Raw genomic sequence first — 16,908 nt, 5'->3', positions numbered from 1 at the left:
ATGGCGGGACAGGACACGGGCGAGCGCGTCGCCGCCCTCCTCGACGAACTGGCGCGCACCGGCGACCCACGCGCCCGCGCCGCGGCCGACGAACTGGTGCGCACGCTCGTCGAGTTCTACGGCGAGGGACTGGCCCGGGTGGTCCGGCTGCTCGGCAACGCCCCGCCCGGCGCGGACCCCGTGGCCGTCCTCGTCGCCGACGAACTCGTCGCCGACCTGCTGATCCTGCACGACCTGCACCCCGAGGACACCCTGACCCGGGTCGGGCGCGCGCTGGACAAGGTGCGGCCCTACCTGGGCTCCCACGCGGGCGACGTCGAGGTGCTGGGCCTCGACGACGGCTCGGCGGAGGGACAGGTGCTGCGGCTACGGCTGCGCGGCAGCTGCGACGGCTGTCCGTCCTCCGCGCAGACCGTGCGCTGGACCATCGAGGAGGCCGTCGCGCGTACGGCCCCCGAGATCGCCCGCATCGACGTCGAGGGAGCGACCGAGGCCCCCGCCGCCGGACCGGCCCTGCTGCAGATCCTGCCCGGCCCACCCGAGGACGCGCCCGGCCACAGGCCGCCGGGCTCCGCATCCCCCGCGTCGCCCGGCCTCGCCCCGCCCGGGCCCGCGCACTGGCACACCGTGGGGCCCGAGGGGCTGCCCGGGCCGGAGCACGCCCTGGGCAGCGCGCGGGTGGACGGCGCCCTGCTGTTGTTCGTGCGGCTGCCGGGCGGGCTGTACGCCTACCTCGATCGCTGTGCCGACTGCGGCTCCCGGCTGGACGACGCCGACCTCAGCGGTGATCTGCTGCGCTGCGCCGACTGCGGCACCGAGTACGACGTACGGCACGCGGGCTCCGGCGCCCAGGGGCATCTCGAACCGCTGCCGCTGCTGGCGGAGGACGACGGCTCCGTGCGTATCGCGCTGCCCGAGCGTCAGGCGGCGGCGTCGTGACCGGCGACGTGCTGCGGCAGTTCACCCGCCGGCCGGCGCCGCCGGGGCAGCTCTGCGAGCTGTGCGGCGAGCCGCTGCCCGAGGAGCACCGTCACCTGGTCGACACCCGGCTGCGCGGCCTGAAGTGCGTCTGTCCGCCCTGCCATCTGCTGCTGGACCGGCCCGGTGCCGGAGGCGGGCGGTTCCGGGCCGTCCCCGCCCGCTACCTCGTCGATCCCGGTTTCCGGCTCGACGAACAAGACAGCGGCCGGCTCCAGATCCCGGTGGGACTCGCCTTCTTCTTCCGCAACTCCGGCCTCGACCGGCTCTGCGCCTTCTACCCCAGCCCGGCCGGCGCCACCGAGAGCGAACTCGACCCGACGACCTGGGACGAGGTGCTCGGCGGCACCCGGCTGGCCGCCCTCCTCCAACCGGACGTCGAGGCACTGCTGGTGCACCAGGAGCGCGGCGGACCGGGCCTGTGCGCGCTCGTGCCCGTCGACGTCTGCTACGAACTGGTCGGCCGGATGCGTCTGCACTGGAAGGGCTTCGACGGCGGCTCCGAGGCGCGCGCCGACCTCGCGGCGTTCTTCGAACGGGTCCGGGCCGCCGCCCGCCCGCTGCCGGCCGGTTCCACCGCCGGCGCGGACCCGGGCACGAACGTCGGGGGGCCGGCGTGACCGACCTGGAGATCAGCTGCACCGGCGTCCGGCCCGAACCCTACGGCGCGGGCCCCACCCTGCTGTTCGGCCTGCGCATCGAGGAGAGCGACCACCGGCCGGTGCACGCGGTCGCGCTGCGCTGCCAGATCCGCATCGAGCCCGCCCGCCGCACCTACGAACCGGAGGAGGTCGACATGCTCGCCGACCTCTTCGGCGAACCCGGACGCTGGGACACCACGCTCAAGCCCCTGCAGTTCGCGCACGCGTCCATCACGGTGCCCGGCTTCACCGGGCCGACCGAGGTCGAGCTGCCCGTGCCGTGCACCTACGACACCGAGGTGGCCTCGGCGTCGTACTTCCGCGCCCTCACCCAGGGCGAGATCCCGCTGCTGCTGCTGTACTCGGGCACCGTCTTCACCTCGGACGGCGGTTTCCGCGCCGAGCCCATCCCCTGGCACAAGGAGTCCGCGTACCGGATGCCGGTGCGGGTGTGGCGGCAGCTGATCGACACCTACTTCCCCGGCACCGGCTGGATTCGCGTACGCAACGACTGCCTGGAGGCACTGCGCCGCTACCGGTCCGAGCGTGCCCTGCCGTCCTGGGAACAGGTCGTGACCGAACTCCTCGGCGCCGCCGACGGGCAAGGGAGCCGCTGACATGAAGGGCGCCACGCACACCGCCGACGTGCTCGACCATGCCCGCGCGGTCGCCGACGCGGTCCTCTACGAGGGCTATGTGCTGTACCCCTACCGTGCCTCGGCCGCGAAGAACCAGGTGCGCTGGCAGTTCGGCGTCCTCGTCCCGGCGGCCGTGGCCCACGAGGGCGGCGAGAACTGCGCCCAGCGCACCCAGTGTCTGCTGGAACCGCGCGGCGCGGCGCGGGTGGACGCCGAACTGCGCTTCCTGCGGGTGCGCCGGCGCACCGTCGAACGCCTGGAGGCCGACGGCTCCTACACCCCGGTGCCCGAGCTGGAACTGCCCGACCGGATCCTGGTGCCGTGGGACGAGGGCGCCGAGGAGCGGGTCCGCATCCACCTGCCCGCCCGGGACCTGACCGCCGGCGGCGAGGACTGGGACGTCGCGTTCGACCTGCCCGCGCACACCGGCCGGGAGCCGGTGACGGACCCGTCCGGACGGACCGTGGGCCGGCTGGTGCGCCGTACCGCGCGCGTGACCGGCACGCTGAGCCCCGCCCTGGAGGAACTGCCCGGCCCCTACCGGGTGCTGCGGCTCACCGTGACGGTGCGCAACACCACCCCTGCCCCGCCGGGGCAGGGCGACCGCGCCGCGGTCCTGGCCCACGCCATGGTCGGCACCCATCTGCTGCTCGGCGCGCCCGGCGGGCACTTCCTGTCGATGACCGATCCGCCGGAATGGGCCCGCGGGCAGGTCCAGGAGTGCCACAACGACCGCACCTGGCCGGTGCTGGCCGGCGCGGCCCACGCGGACGACGTCGTCCTGTCCGCGCCGATCATCCTGGAGGACCATCCCACGCTCGCCGAGGAGAGCCCCGGCCCTCTCTACGACGCCACCGAGATCGACGAGATCCTCTCCCTGCGCACCGCCGCCCTCACGGACCGGGAGAAGCGCGAGGCCCGGGGCACCGACGCACGGGCCGCCGAGGTCATCGACCTGGTCGACGGCCTGCCCGCCGCCGTGCGCGACCGGCTGCACGGGACGATCCGCTCACTGCGCGAGATCACCGGGGAGCGGCAGCCGGACCCCGCGCCCCGGCAGGGGCTCGACCTGCCGCCGGGCACCGGGCACCCATGGTGGGACCCGGCCCAGGAGCCGGGGGCCGGGGACGAGATCGTGGTCGTCGTCGAAGGCGTCCCGCTCGGCGCAGGCAGCCGCGTCGTGCTCACGCCGGGGGCCCGCCGGTCCGACGCCCAGGACGTCTTCCTGCGCGGACGGCACGCCACCGTGGAGGCCGTGGTCGACGACCTGGACGGCGAGACGCACCTGGCGGTGGTGATGGACGACGACCCCGGCTCCGACGTGCGCCGCGCCCAGGGCCGGTTCCTGTACTTCCGGCCCGACGAGGTCAGGCCGCTCACCGGGGAGGAGCCGTGACCGCCGCCCCGGCCGGCCCGGCCGTCCTGGTGGCGGGCGTCGGCAACGTCTTCCGGCGTGACGACGGGTTCGGGGTGGAGACGGTCCAGCACCTGGCCCGCCGCGGTCCCGCCGGCCTGCCACCGGGCGTCGACCTGATGGACGTGGGCATCCGCGGGCTGCATCTGGCCTATCGCCTGCTGGACGGCTACCGCACGCTGGTCCTGGTGGACGCCGTGCACCGCGACGGGCCGCCCGGCACGCTCTACACCATCGACGTGGGCCGGCCGGCGGACGGCGCCGCGGACGCCTGCCCCGGCCCCGTCGACAGTCACGCCATGGATCCGGCCGCGGTGCTGCGGCTGATGCACGGGCTGCACGCGTCGGCGGGCGGCACCCTGCCGGATCACGTGTACGTCGTCGGCTGCGAGCCCGGCGACGTCGGCGACGGCCTCGGGCTCACCCCGCCCGTGGCCGAAGCGGTCGACCGGGCCGCCGATCTGGTGACCGGGCTCGCCCGCCGGGCGTCCCACACAGCGACGAGGAGTTGACCCCCATGCACGGACACACGGGTTACGCGTGGCTCGGCCTCGCGGTCGGTTTGATGTTCGCCTACGAGATGGCGAGAAACCTGCCGGACGTCCAGCGCTATTTGCGTATGCGACGAATGTGACCGGTGGACGGGGATGTTCGCGGCAGACGGCTGCCACCCGGCCCCGCGGCATCCGTGAGCTGGACGTACCGCTCCAGGAAGACATGGAGGACGCCGTGCATCTCCCCCAGGCGTACGAACCACAACGCCAGTTCCATGGCGCCCTGCTCGGTCAGCGTGTACACGCGCCGCGCCGGTCCGTGGTCGGAGGAGTCCCAAGCCGAGGTGACCGACCCGCAGCCCTCCAGGCCCCGCAGCACCCGGTACACGTGCGCGGACTCCACCTCCGGCCAGCCCATGCCCACCAGCCGCTGCACCAGCTCGTAGCCGTGCCCCCGGCGCTCGGCCAGCAACAGGAGCAGGACCGGGGTGAGCAGCGTGCGGCGCTCGGCCTCGTGTGCGTTCATCGCCCCTCCAGCCTAGCCATCGAGCGCCTCGCGCCCCATTCGGCGGCCGCCCGGTGGCGGACCGGGAGGTGAGCGGCGTGCACGAGTTGTCCATCGCCACGGCTGTCGTGGACGAGCTGGAACCGCTGGCCGGCGCCGAGACGGTGCGCTCGGTGACGCTGCGCGTCGGGGAACTGGCGGCGGTCGTCCCCGAGGCGCTGTATCTCGCCTTCACCCTCGCCACCGAGGGCACCACGCTGGCGGGCGCCGAGCTGCTGATCGAGACTGTAGAGGGGCGGGCCCGCTGCGACGGCTGCGGGCACGAGAGCCCCACCGGGATGCCACCGGTGCTCTGGTGCGAACAGTGCGCCCGGCCACTCGTCCTGCTCTCCGGTCGCGAGCTGGAGATCGTCCGGCTGGTCACGGAGCCCGTCTCCGCACCGGCCCCCACCACCCGCTTCGCCTCGGCGAAGGAGCCGTCTCCCACCCGGAGGTAGCCCATGTGCCGCTCGGTCGACCTGCACCGGGCCGTACTCGCGAGGAACGACGAGAACGCCACCGCGCTCCGCCGCTATCTCGACCGGCACGGCACGGCCGCCGTCAATCTGATGTCCAGTCCCGGCAGCGGCAAGACCGAGCTGCTGGAGCTTCTGCTCACGCGGGCCCGTGCGCGGGGTACGCAGGTCGCCGCGGTCACGGCGGACCTCGCCACCGAGAACGACGCCCGGCGGCTGGCCCGCTCCCGGGCCCCCGTCCAGCAGATCCTCACCGACGGGCTGTGCCATCTGGAGGCGGGGATGCTCCGGGAGCGTCTGGAGCCGTGGCTGCCCGACGGTGTAAGGCTGCTGTTCGTGGAGAACGTCGGCAATCTCGTCTGTCCCGCCTCCTACGACCTCGGCGAGACCCTGCGGATCGTGCTGGTGTCGGTGACCGAGGGGGAGGACAAGCCGCTGAAGTATCCGGCCGCGTTCGGCCTGGCCCAGGTCGTGGTGGTCACCAAGAGCGACCTGGCCGACGCCGTCGGCTTCGACCGGGAGGCCTTCCTCGGCGGCGTGCGGCAGGTCAACCCCGGGGTGCCCGTCATCGAGACGTCCGCCCGCACCGGCGCGGGCGTGGACGACCTGCTCACCCACGTCATGGCCTGCGCCGGCGGGCGGCCCCCGCACGAGCCCGTACTCGCGCGCCGGCACGATGGGCACCCGCACCACCACGAGCGTCCGCACCCGGCCGCGGTCGACGCGGTGGCGGGCCCGGGGCTCTCGCCATGACCACGGCGCGCGCCCGTCGGCACGTCACCGTGCGGGGCGTCGTGCAGGGCGTCGGGTTCCGCCCGTTCGTCCACGCCCTCGCGGCCGAGCACGGCCTCACCGGCTGGGTCGCCAACGACGCGCGCGGCGTGGACACCGAGGTCGAGGGCCCGTCGGCGGCCGTGGACGCGTTCTGCCGGGAGATCGTCACCCGAGCCCCGCCACTGGCCGTCGTGGAGTCCGTGGCACACCACTCGGTACCCCTCGGGCACGACACCGGCTTCACCATCCGGCCGTCCGGCACGGGTCCGGGACGCACCCTCGTCGCTCCGGACACCGCAACCTGTGACGCCTGCCTGGCCGAACTCGCCGACCCCGCCGACCGCCGGTACCGGCACCCGTTCCTGACCTGCACCCACTGCGGCCCCCGCTTCACCATCGTCACCGGCCTGCCCTACGACCGGGCCACCACGACCATGGGCGGCTTCCCGCTGTGCGAGGACTGCGCCCGCGAGTACGCCGACCCCGCCGACCGGCGTTTCCACGCCCAGCCGATCGCCTGCCCGCGCTGCGGTCCCCGGCTCACCCTGCTGCACGCGCCCGGCACCGCCCACCGGTTGCCCGCCGCGCTGGACGCCCCCGGTGCCGTACGCGACGGCGAGGCGCTCGCCCGGGCGCGGCGGATGCTGGCCGACGGAGCCGTCCTCGCGGTCAAGGGCATCGGCGGCTACCACCTGGCCTGCGACGCCTCCGACCCGCTCGCCGTACGCACCCTGCGCAAGCGCAAGAACCGTGGCGACAAGCCCTTCGCGGTCCTCGCCGACGGCCTGGCCACGGCGGAGCGGATCGCCCACGTCGACGCCGCCGAGCGGGCCCTGCTGCTCGGCCAGCGCAAACCGATCGTCCTGCTGCGCCGCCGCGACCCGGCGCCACCCGAGGTGACGGCCGGCGTCGCGCCCGGCAGCCCCGACCTCGGCGTGATGCTGCCGTACTCGCCGCTGCACCGGCTGCTGCTGGGCCTGCCCGGCGACCCGCCCGGACCCGGCGTGCTGGTCCTGACCAGCGGCAACCGGGCCGGCGAACCGATCGCCACCGACGACGCGGACGCCCTGCGCCGGCTCGACGGACTGGCCGACGCCTGGCTGCTGCACGACCGGCCGATCCATGTGCCGTGCGACGACTCGGTCGTCCGGGTCTGCGACGGTGTGGAGCTGCCGGTCCGCCGCTCGCGCGGCTACGCGCCGTTCCCGGTGGCGCTGCCCGCCCGGGTCGTCCCTGCACTCGCCGTGGGCGGCGACCTGAAGAACACCTTCTGCGTGGGCGACGACCGCTACGCCTGGCTGTCCGCCCACGTCGGCGACATGGACGACCTGGCCACCCTGACCGCCTTCGAGCGGGCCACCGCCCACCTGGCGGAGCTCACCTCCGTCCGCCCCCGGCTGCTGGTGGCCGACCTGCACCCGGGCTACCGGTCGTCCCAGTGGGCCCTGCGCACCGGACGGGCACGGGGCCTTCCGGTGGTCCGCGTGCAACATCACCACGCGCACATCGCCTCCGCCCTGGCCGAGCACGGTCTGGACGGATCCCGTCCGGTGATCGGCGTGGCCTTCGACGGCACCGGCTACGGGGACGACGGCGCCGTGTGGGGAGGCGAGGTGCTGCTGGCCGACTACGCCGGCTACCGGCGCTTCGCGCATCTCGGCTACGTCCCGCTGCCGGGTGGCGACGCGGCCGTACGCAACCCCTACCGGATGGCGCTGGCCCATCTGTGGGCGGCCGGGCTGCCCTGGTCGCCGGCGCTGCCGAGCGTCCGCGTCGCCACGCCCGGCGAACGAAGCGTGCTGGCACGGCAGTTGGAGCGCGGCTTCAACTGCGTGCCCACCTCGAGCATGGGCCGCCTCTTCGACGCGGTGTCCTCGCTGACCGGTGTCTGCCATCGCGTCGCCTACGAGGCGCAGGCCGCGATGGAACTGGAGAACGCGGCGCTGGCCGACCGCGACACCACCGCGGGCGCGAGCTACGGATTCGGGCTGCGCCCGGAGTCGGAGGACGACGGCGCCCCGCTCGTGGCCGACGCCGGCCCGGTGCTGGCCGCCGTGGTGGTGGAGACGCTCGCCGGGGTCCCGGTGGAGCGGATCGCGCGCCGCTTCCACGACTCGGTCGTCGCGCTGGTCCGTGACGTCTGCCGCGCGGCCCGTGCCCGCACCGGCCTCGACACGGTGGCCCTGTCGGGCGGGGTGTTCTGCAACACCCTGCTCACCTCGGGCTGCCGCGCCGTACTCGAACAGGACGGGTTCACCGTCCTCACGCACCACAAGGTGCCCCCCAACGACGGCGGTCTGGCGCTGGGCCAGTTGCTCGTCGCCGCCCGGACCCCGCAGTGAGGAGTTCATCATGTGCCTGGCTGTCCCCGGCCGTGTGCTGGAGATCGAGGAACGGGACGCGACCCGCATGGCGAAGGTCGACTTCGGGGGCGTCGTGAAGGACGTGTGCCTGGAGTACGTGCCGGACATGCGGGTCGGTGACTACGCCATCGTGCACGTGGGGTTCGCGCTCCAGCGACTGGACGAGGAGTCGGCGAAACAGACGCTGGAACTCTTCGAGAACCTCGGGGTGCTGGAGGAGGAGTTCGGTGACGCCTGGGCCAAGGCCGCCCGTGACGCGGGAGCGGACCACCCGGCGGCCGTGGACGCCGATGAGGAGGAACGGCGATGAGGTATCTGGACGAGTTCAGCGACCCGGTGCTCGCGCGGCGCCTGTTCGACGACATCCGCGCCGTCACCACCCGGCCGTGGGCGCTCATGGAGGTGTGCGGCGGGCAGACCCACTCCATCATCCGGCACGGCATCGACCAACTGCTGCCCGAGGAGATCGAACTCATCCACGGGCCGGGCTGTCCCGTCTGTGTCACCCCGCTGGAGATCATCGACAAGGCCCTGGAGATCGCCTCCCGGCCCGACGTGATCTTCTGCTCCTTCGGCGACATGCTCCGGGTACCCGGCAGCGGACGGGACCTGTTCAAGGTCAAGAGCGAGGGCGCGGACGTCCGGGTGGTGTACTCGCCGCTGGACGCGCTGCGCATCGCCCAGGACAACCCCGAGCGCCAAGTGGTCTTCTTCGGCATCGGGTTCGAGACGACGGCGCCGCCCAACGCCATGACCGTCTACCAGGCGAAGAAGCTCGGCATCACCAACTTCAGTCTCCTCGTCTCCCACGTCCGGGTCCCGCCGGCGATCGAGGCGATCATGAACTCGCCCGACTGCCGGGTGCAGGCGTTCCTGGCGGCCGGTCACGTCTGCACGGTCATGGGCACCGCCGAGTACCCCGTGCTCGCCGAGCGCCATCAGGTCCCCATCGTGGTGACCGGCTTCGAGCCGCTCGACATCCTGGAGGGGATCCGGCGCGCGGTACGGCAGTTGGAGGCGGGCCGGCACGCGGTCGAGAACGCCTATCCGCGTGCCGTGCAGGCCGAGGGCAGCCCGGCCGCGCGGGCGATGCTCGCCGACGTCTTCGAGGTGACCGACCGGGCCTGGCGCGGTATCGGCATGATCCCCCGAAGCGGCTGGCGGCTGGCGCCCAAGTACCGTGAGTACGACGCCGAGTACCGCTTCTCGGTCACCGACCTGCACACCAGCGAGTCCACCGTGTGCCGCAGCGGCGAGGTGCTCCAGGGGCTGATCAAGCCGCACGAGTGCGCCGCCTTCGGCAAGCAGTGCACCCCGCGCAACCCGCTCGGCGCCACCATGGTCTCCAGCGAGGGCGCCTGTGCGGCCTACTACCTCTACCGCAGGCTCCAGGTACCGGCCAAGGAGGAGGCGAATTCCGTTGGCTGACACTCCCGACGCACCGGTCGCGCTCGACACGTCCGACTCGATGGACGCACCGGCCGACTTCTCCCACTGGACGTGCCCGGCGCCGCTGCGCGACCACGACCGGGTCGTCATGGGCCACGGCGGCGGCGGGACCCTCTCCGCCGAGCTGGTGGAACACCTCTTCGCCCCCGCCTTCGGCAACGACGTCCTGGCCGAGCTCGGCGACTCCGCCCGGCTGCCGGCCTCCGGTGAACGGCTCGCCTTCTCCACCGACTCCTTCGTGGTGCGGCCGTTGTTCTTCCCCGGCGGCGGCATCGGCGACCTCGCGGTCAACGGCACCGTCAACGACCTCGCCATGTCCGGCGCTCGGCCGCTCTACCTGTCCTGCGGGTTCATCCTGGAGGAGGGCGTCGAACTCGCCGTCGTGGCCCGGGTGGCCGGGGACCTGGGCGCGGCGGCCCGGCGGGCCGGGGTCGTCGTCGTCACCGGCGACACCAAGGTGGTCGAGGCCGGTCACGGGGACGGCGTGTTCATCAACACCGCCGGGATCGGGGCGATCCCCGACGGGGTCGACATCCGTCCGCAGCGGGCCGCGCCGGGTGACGTCGTCCTGGTCAGCGGGCCGATCGGGGTGCATGGCGTGGCCATCATGAGTGTGCGCGAGGGGCTGGAGTTCGGGGTGGAGATCGAGAGCGACACCGCGCCGCTGGGCGGCCTCGTCGCGGATCTGCTCGAGGTCTGCCCGGACGTCCATGTGCTGCGCGACCCCACCCGCGGGGGTCTGGGCACCACCCTCAACGAGATCGCCGCCGCGTCCCGCGTGGGCGTGGCGCTGGACGAGGGCGCCCTCCCGGTGCCGGACACGGTCTCCAACGCCTGCGCGCTGCTGGGGCTGGACCCGCTCTACGTCGCCAACGAGGGCAAGCTGGTCGCCTTCGTGCCACCGGAGCGGGCCGAGGAGTGCCTGACGGCCCTGCGTGCCCACCCGCTGGGCAAGGAGGCGGTGGCGATCGGCCGCTGTGTGACGGACCATCCGGGCATGGTCGTCTGCGCCACCGGTCTGGGCGGCACCCGGGTGGTGGACATGCCGCTCGGCGAACAGCTCCCCAGGATCTGCTGAGAGCCGGCCGGGCGGCCGCCGGCCGTCATCCGGAACGCTGTCCGGCCGGGCCGGCGTCCGGGGCGTCCTGGAGCGCGATACGCGCGGTGACCCATTTGCCGGCCGGCGCGCTGCGGGCCTCGAAGCTGTGGGCGACCGCCTTCACGATCTCCAGGCCGTGCTGGCCGATCCGCCCGGCGTCGGCGGCCCTGGCCGCGGGCAGCGTGGGGTCGGAATCCCATACGACGATCTCGACCATGTCACCGTCGATCCGCAGGTCCATCGTCGCCGGGCCGGGCGCGTACTTGCCGGCGTTGGTCACCAGCTCGCTGACCACCAGCTGCGTCACGTCCAGGGCGCGCCGCGAGATCGGCACCTGCCGGACGGTGCCGGTCCGGGCCAGGAAGTCGGCGGCCGCGTGGCGTGCCCGCGCGATGCACCCGCCGCTCCCGTCCAGGGCGACCGTCATCCGCATGGGCTGTTCGCTGGGCGCCGCCGTGCCCTCACCCAAGGTCTGCATCCAACGTTTCCTCTTCGCTCCCCCACTACCCCCGCGCCCGCCCGGGCGGGCGCGGGGCTCCCGCCGTGGTTCTGTTGACTCCGCCGCGCGGAGACATCACTCCCGGCATGCGGGACGGCGCTCCTCACGAAGATCTCGCCGTGCCAGTATCGCCGACATGACCGCGGGGGCAATGGCGGATACCGAACAGGCCGAGCGGCCGGGCCGGCCGGGAGGCGCCTCCACCGTCACCGGCGGCGTGCGAGTCCTGGAAACCGACGCCTCAGCGTTCCCCGCTGTCATGGCTCCCCAGCCGGCCGTAAGCCGCGTCGACGGTGGGGTGGAGGGTGATGACCTGGTCGATCCCGACGATCTCGAAGAACCGCCGCATATCGGGGTTGAGGCCGGCGATGCTGAACTCGGAGCCCGCGGCCGTGGCCTGGTGGTAGGCGGTGATGAGCACGGTCAGGCCGGTGGAGTCGCAGTACTCCAGGCGGGAAAGGTCCACGATCAGGCCGCCGGCCGGCCCGAACGGGATCTGTGTGAGGGCCGCGCGGAGCCGGGGGGCGGTGTGGTGGTCCAGTTCGCCGGCCACGCGCAACACGATCGAACCGTCGGGACCGGACTCCTGTGTGATGGCCAGAGTGCGCTCTGTCTCGGTCACCGATCGTCTCCTGTGCGGCGGATGCGGGAACGGGGCTACGGCCGCCCAGTGGTGCAGCTCGCCCCAGGATAAACGAGGAGGCCGGACGGAGGCCGCACCGTTCACCGACCCCGCCGCCCGCCCGGCCGCAACCGCTTCCGGAGGACCGCGCGCAGGTGTCCCGATCAGCTGCCTTATCCTACGAACCGCATGACCTCGATCGAAGGGCGGCCGCCGGTGTCGGCGGCGCGGTCCGGGCCGGCCCCTGCCGGGTGGCCACCGGTCGGCGCACGGATCGGGCCGCGGCGTCGCGCCGTACGCCCGAGCGCCCCCGGTCAGCCCCCGGAGCCGAGCCGGCGAGCGGACGCGTCACCCGCGCACGCGGCGTGATCGGTGGGGGCGGTGGGGAGAAGGCAGGGGGTCGAGAGGACGGGAGAGTGTCGCGTGGCGCGTTCTGGGGACGCTGAGCACGAGCTGCCGGCGGTGGCCGGTGGCGACGCGTTCGCCGCGGACCGGGAGGTCGGCCGGGACCTCGCGGCGGTGGACTGGGGCGCGACCCCGCTGGGACCGCCCGGGAGCTGGCCGCAGAGCCTGCGCACCGCCGTGAGCATCCTGCTGTCGTCCAGGTTTCCGATGTGGATGGCGTGGGGCCCGGAGCTGACGTTCTTCTGCAACGCCGCCTATCGGCGCGACACGCTCGGCCGCAAGTACCCCTGGGCGCTGGGCCGCCCGGCCGGCGAGGTGTGGGCGGAGATCTGGGACGACATCGGCCCGCGCATCGACACCGTGCTCTCCGGCGCGGAGGCGACCTGGGACGAGGCACTGCTGCTGTTCCTGGAGCGCTCGGGCTACACCGAGGAGAGCTACCACACGTTCTCCTACAGCCCGCTGCGCGACGACACCGGTGCGGTGGTCGGCATGCTGTGCGTGGTCAGTGAGGACACCGAGCGTGTCATCGGCGAGCGGCGGATGGCGACCCTGCGCGATCTGGGCTCCGATCCCAGTGTGATCCGCACCGAGCAGGAGGTCCTGGCCTTCGCCGGCCGGCAACTCGCCCGCAACCAGCGGGACCTGCCCTTCACCCTGACCTATCTGTTCCAGGACGACGGTTCGGCCCGGCTGGCGGCCTCCACCGGCCTGTCGACGGGGCACCCCGCCGCCGTGGCCACGGTGGACCCCCACGATCCGGACGCGGCATGGCCGGTGGCCACGGTGGCCCGCGGCGAGTCGGCGCTGATCTCCCTCGACGGGGACCGGTTCGCCGCTCTGCCCACGGGGAGCTGGGAGCAGCCGCCCGTGCAGGCGCTGGTGGTGCCGCTGCTGCGGCAGGGCAACGCGCCGTACGGGTTCCTGGTGGCCGCTCTGAACCGGTTCCGGGCGCTGGACGAGGGCTACCGCGGGTTCGTGGAGCTGACCGCCGGGCACCTCGCCTCCGGTATCGGCAGTGCCCGCAGCTATCAGACCCAGCAGCGGCGGGCGGAGGAACTCGCCGAGCTGGACCGGGCCAAGACCACCTTCTTCTCGAACATCAGCCATGAGTTCCGTACCCCGTTGACGCTGATCACGGGGCCGGTGGCGGAGCTGCGGGCGCGGCTGGCCGAGGACGCCGGGGCGCAGCGGGAACTGGACACCATCCACCGCAACGGGCTGCGGCTGAGCAAGCTGGTCAACACCCTGCTGGACTTCTCCCGGATCGAGGCCGGCCGGATGCAGGCCCGCTACGAGCCGGTCGACCTGGCCGCCGTCACCGGTGAGCTGGCCAGTGTGTTCCGTTCCGCCGTCGACCGGGCCGGACTGGACTTCCGGGTCGACTGCCCCCCGCTCGGCCGGCCGGTCCACGTCGACCGCGACATGTGGGAGAAGGTGATCCTCAACCTGCTGAGCAACGCGCTGAAGTTCACCTTCGACGGTTCCATCGGTGTCACCGTGCGGGAGGAGGAGGGCCGGGCGGTGGTCCAGGTCACCGACACGGGGATCGGTGTGCCGGCGGCCGAGGTGCCCAGGCTGTTCGAACGGTTCCACCGCATCGACAACGCCCGCTCCCGGTCCAACGAGGGAAGCGGCATCGGACTGGCCCTGGTCCAGGAACTGGTCGGACTGCACGGCGGCACCATCTCCGCGGAGTCCACCGAGGGCGAAGGCACCCGCTTCACCATCCGGCTGCCCTTCGGCACCGGCCACCTGCCCGCCGAGGCCCTCGCGCCCGCGGCCGCGCCGGGCGCCCCGCGTCCCGCCGCGCGGGCCACCGCCGACCCCTATCTGCACGAGGCGCTGCGCTGGCTGCCGTCCGACAACGACACCGCGGACCGGATGCCGCAGGCGGCCGACGCCCTGTCCTCCCCCGCCGCCGGATCCGATGTCCCCGCGCGGATCCTGGTCGCCGACGACAACGCCGACATGCGCGACTACCTCAGCCGGCTCCTGGTCGGCGCCGGCTACCGGGTGGACGCGGTCACCGACGGGCGCGAGGCGATGGAGGCGATCCACCATGACGCCCCGGACCTGGTCGTCAGCGACGTCATGATGCCGCGCATGGACGGTCTGCAACTGGTGGCCGCGCTGCGCGCCGACGCCCGCACGGCCTCGCTGCCGGTGCTGCTGCTGTCGGCCCGGGCCGGACAGGAGGCCTCCATCGAGGGGCTCCAGGCCGGCGCCGACGACTATCTGGTCAAGCCGTTCGCGGCCGCCGAACTCCTCGCCCGGGTCGAGGCCAACGTGAAGCTGGCCCGGCTGCGCACCCACCACGCCCGCTGGCGCACCGCGCTGGTGGACTCCCTCCAGGAGGCCTTCTTCGTCTGCGACGAGGACGGCGCCGTCATCGAGATCAACACCGCCTTCGCCGAGATCCTCGGGTACGGCCCGCAGGAGCTGCCGTACGAGCCGGTCCACCCCTGGTGGCCGGATCCGGTCACCGACCCGGCCGCGCACCGGCAGGTCGCCGACGCCTTCGACCGGCTCATGACCGCCCCCCAGGGTTCCTACACCATCCCCGTCACCCACCGCGACGGTCATCGAGTGTGGGTGAGCGCCAACTTCGCGCACGCCGAGGATCCCGACTCGGGGCGCCGCGTCACCGTCGGCACCTTCCGTGACGTCACCGCCGAGCACTACGCCATCCAGCGCGAGAGCGCCCTGGCGTCGCTGAGCACCGGTCTGTCCCGGGCCACCAGCCTTCCCGAGGCCCTCATCGGCGCGCTGACGGAGCTGAAGACCCTGTGGCGCGCCCGGTGTGTGCTCGCCGCGGTCTTCGCGGGCGGCGGCGAGCCGTCCCTGACCGCGACCGACGCCTCCGACTGGCGGGACCTGCCCGCCGGGCACCGGCAGGCGATCACCGACATGCGTGAGCGGCCCCTGCTGACCTGCGCGCCGCATCCCACGGGCGCCGGGATCGTCATCGAGCATCCCGACGGACCGATGGTGGTGTGGATCGACCTCGGCGAGCACCGGCCGTTCACCGAGGAGGACCAGCTGCTGCTGACGCTGCTGGCCGGCAACCTCGCGCAGGGCCTGACCCGCGCGCACCAGATCGACCAGCAGCGCGAGACCGCCCTGGCCCTGCAGCGGGCGATCCTCGGCCCGTCCAGCCTGCCCGACGGCTTCGCCGTCCGCTACGAGCCGGCGACCCGGCCCCTGGAGGTGGGCGGCGACTGGTACGACACCATCGCGCTGCCGGACGCCCGGATCGGCATCGTGGTCGGCGACTGCGTCGGCCGCGGTCTGGAGGCCGCCACGGTCATGGGGCAACTGCGCAGTGCCTGCCGGGCGCTGCTGTTGCAGGACGCCAGTCCCGCCCAGACGCTGATGGCGCTGGACCACTTCGCCGCGACCGTTCCCGGCGCGCTGTGCACCACCGTGTTCTGCGCGGTCCTCGACCCGGCGACGGGTCGCCTGACCTACTCCAGCGCCGGACATCCGCCGGGCATCCTCGCCCTTCCCGACGGCACGACGCGGTTGCTGAACGACGGGCGGGCCATCCCGCTCGCGGTGCGACCGGGCAGGTCGCGTCCGGAAGCCGAGTACGTGGTGCCGGCCCGCGCCACCCTGCTGCTGTACACCGACGGCCTGGTGGAACGCCGGCGCCGTCCGCTGACCGCGGGCATCGACCAGGCGGGCGAGGCGGTCCAGGACGGCCGCGACATCGCCGTCGACGTCCTGGCCACCCAGGTCATGACCCGGCTGGCTCCCGCCGGCGGCTACGACGACGACGTCGCCCTGCTCCTCTATCGCCACCCGGCGCCGCTGGAGGTGTCCTTCCCGGCCGAATCCGCTCAGCTCGCTCCCGTGCGCAAGGCCCTGCGCAGCTGGCTCGACCAGTGCGAACTGCCCCCGCACACCGTGCAGAACGTCCTCGTCGCCGCCGGGGAGGCGTGTGCCAACGCCATCGAGCACGGCCATCGCGACCGTCCCGGGCAGACCGTCCGGCTGCGCGCCGAGGCCTTCGTCGACGACCTGCGCCTGACCGTCACCGACACCGGCCGCTGGAAGGCTCCGCAGCCCGAGCTCAACGCCCACCGGGGTCGCGGTGTCACGCTGATGCGCTCGCTGATGCAGCACGTCACCATCACGCCCGGCACGGCCGGCACCACCGTCGACATGCACACGAGGATCGCCTGATGACCACTCCGCTCACCCTCACCCCCGGCCGGCGTCCGGACGGCTCCGCCCAACTGGCGGTCAGCGGTGAGATCGACATGAGCAACGCCGCCTCGCTCGCCGAGGCGCTGGAGACGACCTCCGGTCCGCTCGTGCTGGACCTGACCGACGTCGAGTACCTCGACAGCGCGGGTCTGAGTGTGCTGTTCGCCCACGCCGACCGTCTCGAACTGATCGCCACGCCTGTGCTGGGCCCGGTGCTGACCGTGTCCGGTCTGACCGATCTGGCCCCCGTCCACGGCATCGGCGAGGGGCCCGCTCCCCAGTGAGCGGGCCCCTCGCCGA

Annotated in this window: 17 protein-coding genes; 14 read left to right on the top strand and 3 right to left on the bottom strand. The window is 73.5% G+C overall.

The window, feature by feature from the left end:
* Genes ACIBA9_RS01390 through ACIBA9_RS01365 form a run of 6 tightly spaced genes read left to right on the top strand, consistent with a single transcriptional unit; the run spans window position 1 to window position 4,305 of the window.
* A complete protein-coding gene (locus ACIBA9_RS01390; RefSeq protein WP_399359309.1) occupies window positions 1–939 on the top strand; it encodes a NifU family protein in 939 nt (312 codons plus the stop codon).
* Window positions 936–1,598: a DUF5947 family protein gene (locus ACIBA9_RS01385; RefSeq protein WP_399359308.1), complete on the top strand. Its 663-nt coding sequence runs from the start codon at window positions 936–938 to the stop codon at window positions 1,596–1,598. The genes ACIBA9_RS01390 and ACIBA9_RS01385 overlap by 4 nt, the downstream gene beginning before the upstream one ends.
* Complete coding sequence (locus tag ACIBA9_RS01380; RefSeq protein WP_399359307.1) at window positions 1,595–2,236, top strand: DUF6084 family protein; 642 nt, start codon at window positions 1,595–1,597, stop codon at window positions 2,234–2,236. The genes ACIBA9_RS01385 and ACIBA9_RS01380 overlap by 4 nt, the downstream gene beginning before the upstream one ends.
* 1 nt (window position 2,237) lies before the next feature.
* Window positions 2,238–3,653, top strand: a complete 1,416-nt coding sequence (locus ACIBA9_RS01375) for a hypothetical protein (protein WP_399359306.1) — start codon at window positions 2,238–2,240, stop codon at window positions 3,651–3,653.
* The gene (locus ACIBA9_RS01370; protein ID WP_399359305.1) at window positions 3,650–4,183 is read left to right on the top strand and encodes a hydrogenase maturation protease; all 534 of its coding nucleotides are present in this window, start codon (window positions 3,650–3,652) and stop codon (window positions 4,181–4,183) included. Before ACIBA9_RS01375 ends, ACIBA9_RS01370 begins: the two co-directional genes overlap by 4 nt.
* A 5-nt stretch (window positions 4,184–4,188) precedes the next feature.
* Window positions 4,189–4,305, top strand: a complete 117-nt coding sequence (locus ACIBA9_RS01365) for a DUF6893 family small protein (protein WP_399359304.1) — start codon at window positions 4,189–4,191, stop codon at window positions 4,303–4,305.
* Here the strand turns inward: ACIBA9_RS01365 and ACIBA9_RS01360 are convergent.
* Window positions 4,281–4,691 carry a helix-turn-helix transcriptional regulator gene (locus ACIBA9_RS01360; RefSeq protein WP_399359303.1) on the bottom strand — a complete coding sequence of 137 codons (411 nt, stop codon included), beginning with the start codon at window positions 4,689–4,691 and terminating at the stop codon, window positions 4,281–4,283. The two genes, ACIBA9_RS01365 and ACIBA9_RS01360, sit on opposite strands and share 25 nt — an antisense overlap.
* Window positions 4,692–4,768: 77 nt before the next feature.
* Here ACIBA9_RS01360 and ACIBA9_RS01355 point away from each other — a divergent pair, with 77 nt between their 5' ends.
* The 6 genes from ACIBA9_RS01355 to hypE are packed head-to-tail and all read left to right on the top strand — an operon-like array spanning window position 4,769 to window position 10,849.
* A complete protein-coding gene (locus tag ACIBA9_RS01355) occupies window positions 4,769–5,167 on the top strand; it encodes a hydrogenase maturation nickel metallochaperone HypA (protein WP_399359302.1) in 399 nt (132 codons plus the stop codon).
* 3 nt (window positions 5,168–5,170) lie between these two features.
* Window positions 5,171–5,938 (top strand): hydrogenase nickel incorporation protein HypB, encoded by a 768-nt coding sequence (hypB, locus tag ACIBA9_RS01350; RefSeq protein ID WP_399359301.1) that lies wholly within the window; start codon window positions 5,171–5,173, stop codon window positions 5,936–5,938.
* On the top strand, window positions 5,935–8,301 hold the full coding sequence (hypF, locus tag ACIBA9_RS01345; RefSeq protein ID WP_399359300.1) for a carbamoyltransferase HypF: 2,367 nt from the start codon (window positions 5,935–5,937) through the stop codon (window positions 8,299–8,301). The genes hypB and hypF overlap by 4 nt, the downstream gene beginning before the upstream one ends.
* Window positions 8,302–8,311: 10 nt before the next feature.
* Entirely contained in the window at window positions 8,312–8,632 is a 321-nt protein-coding gene (locus ACIBA9_RS01340; protein WP_399359299.1) for a HypC/HybG/HupF family hydrogenase formation chaperone, read from the top strand.
* Window positions 8,629–9,750 (top strand): hydrogenase formation protein HypD, encoded by a 1,122-nt coding sequence (gene hypD, locus ACIBA9_RS01335; protein WP_362151569.1) that lies wholly within the window; start codon window positions 8,629–8,631, stop codon window positions 9,748–9,750. Before ACIBA9_RS01340 ends, hypD begins: the two co-directional genes overlap by 4 nt.
* A 40-nt stretch (window positions 9,751–9,790) precedes the next feature.
* Complete coding sequence (gene hypE / locus ACIBA9_RS01330) at window positions 9,791–10,849, top strand: hydrogenase expression/formation protein HypE (RefSeq protein ID WP_399359985.1); 1,059 nt, start codon at window positions 9,791–9,793, stop codon at window positions 10,847–10,849.
* A gap of 25 nt (window positions 10,850–10,874) precedes the next feature.
* On the opposite strand, the gene ACIBA9_RS01325 is transcribed toward hypE, so the two are convergent.
* Entirely contained in the window at window positions 10,875–11,348 is a 474-nt protein-coding gene (locus tag ACIBA9_RS01325; RefSeq protein WP_399359298.1) for an ATP-binding protein, read from the bottom strand.
* A 262-nt stretch (window positions 11,349–11,610) separates the two neighbouring features.
* Window positions 11,611–11,991: an STAS domain-containing protein gene (locus ACIBA9_RS01320; protein ID WP_399359297.1), complete on the bottom strand. Its 381-nt coding sequence runs from the start codon at window positions 11,989–11,991 to the stop codon at window positions 11,611–11,613.
* Window positions 11,992–12,414: 423 nt separating this feature from the next.
* Here ACIBA9_RS01320 and ACIBA9_RS01315 point away from each other — a divergent pair, with 423 nt between their 5' ends.
* Window positions 12,415–16,584: a SpoIIE family protein phosphatase gene (locus ACIBA9_RS01315; RefSeq protein ID WP_399359295.1), complete on the top strand. Its 4,170-nt coding sequence runs from the start codon at window positions 12,415–12,417 to the stop codon at window positions 16,582–16,584.
* Complete coding sequence (locus tag ACIBA9_RS01310) at window positions 16,584–16,892, top strand: STAS domain-containing protein (protein WP_399359294.1); 309 nt, start codon at window positions 16,584–16,586, stop codon at window positions 16,890–16,892. The genes ACIBA9_RS01315 and ACIBA9_RS01310 overlap by 1 nt, the downstream gene beginning before the upstream one ends.
* Window positions 16,893–16,908 lie beyond the last annotated feature (16 nt).

The sequence above is a fragment of the Streptomyces sp. NPDC051452 genome (assembly GCF_044454765.1).
Taxonomy (GTDB): domain Bacteria; phylum Actinomycetota; class Actinomycetes; order Streptomycetales; family Streptomycetaceae; genus Streptomyces.
Note: the sequence above shows the minus strand (reverse complement) of the source record. Positions and strands in the feature narration are given on the sequence as shown.

Excerpts from the sequence above, each read along its gene's own strand:
- ACIBA9_RS01390 (WP_399359309.1), top strand. The coding sequence starts at position 1 with ATGGCGGGACAGGACACGGGCGAGCGCGTCGCCGCCCTCCTCGACGAA.
- ACIBA9_RS01375 (WP_399359306.1), top strand. The coding sequence starts at position 2,238 with ATGAAGGGCGCCACGCACACCGCCGACGTGCTCGACCATGCCCGCGCG.
- ACIBA9_RS01365 (WP_399359304.1), top strand. The coding sequence starts at position 4,189 with ATGCACGGACACACGGGTTACGCGTGGCTCGGCCTCGCGGTCGGTTTG.
- ACIBA9_RS01360 (WP_399359303.1), bottom strand. The coding sequence starts at position 4,691 with ATGAACGCACACGAGGCCGAGCGCCGCACGCTGCTCACCCCGGTCCTG.
- hypB (WP_399359301.1), top strand. The coding sequence starts at position 5,171 with ATGTGCCGCTCGGTCGACCTGCACCGGGCCGTACTCGCGAGGAACGAC.
- hypF (WP_399359300.1), top strand. The coding sequence starts at position 5,935 with ATGACCACGGCGCGCGCCCGTCGGCACGTCACCGTGCGGGGCGTCGTG.
- ACIBA9_RS01340 (WP_399359299.1), top strand. The coding sequence starts at position 8,312 with ATGTGCCTGGCTGTCCCCGGCCGTGTGCTGGAGATCGAGGAACGGGAC.
- hypD (WP_362151569.1), top strand. The coding sequence starts at position 8,629 with ATGAGGTATCTGGACGAGTTCAGCGACCCGGTGCTCGCGCGGCGCCTG.
- hypE (WP_399359985.1), top strand. The coding sequence starts at position 9,791 with ATGGACGCACCGGCCGACTTCTCCCACTGGACGTGCCCGGCGCCGCTG.
- ACIBA9_RS01325 (WP_399359298.1), bottom strand. The coding sequence starts at position 11,348 with ATGCAGACCTTGGGTGAGGGCACGGCGGCGCCCAGCGAACAGCCCATG.
- ACIBA9_RS01310 (WP_399359294.1), top strand. The coding sequence starts at position 16,584 with ATGACCACTCCGCTCACCCTCACCCCCGGCCGGCGTCCGGACGGCTCC.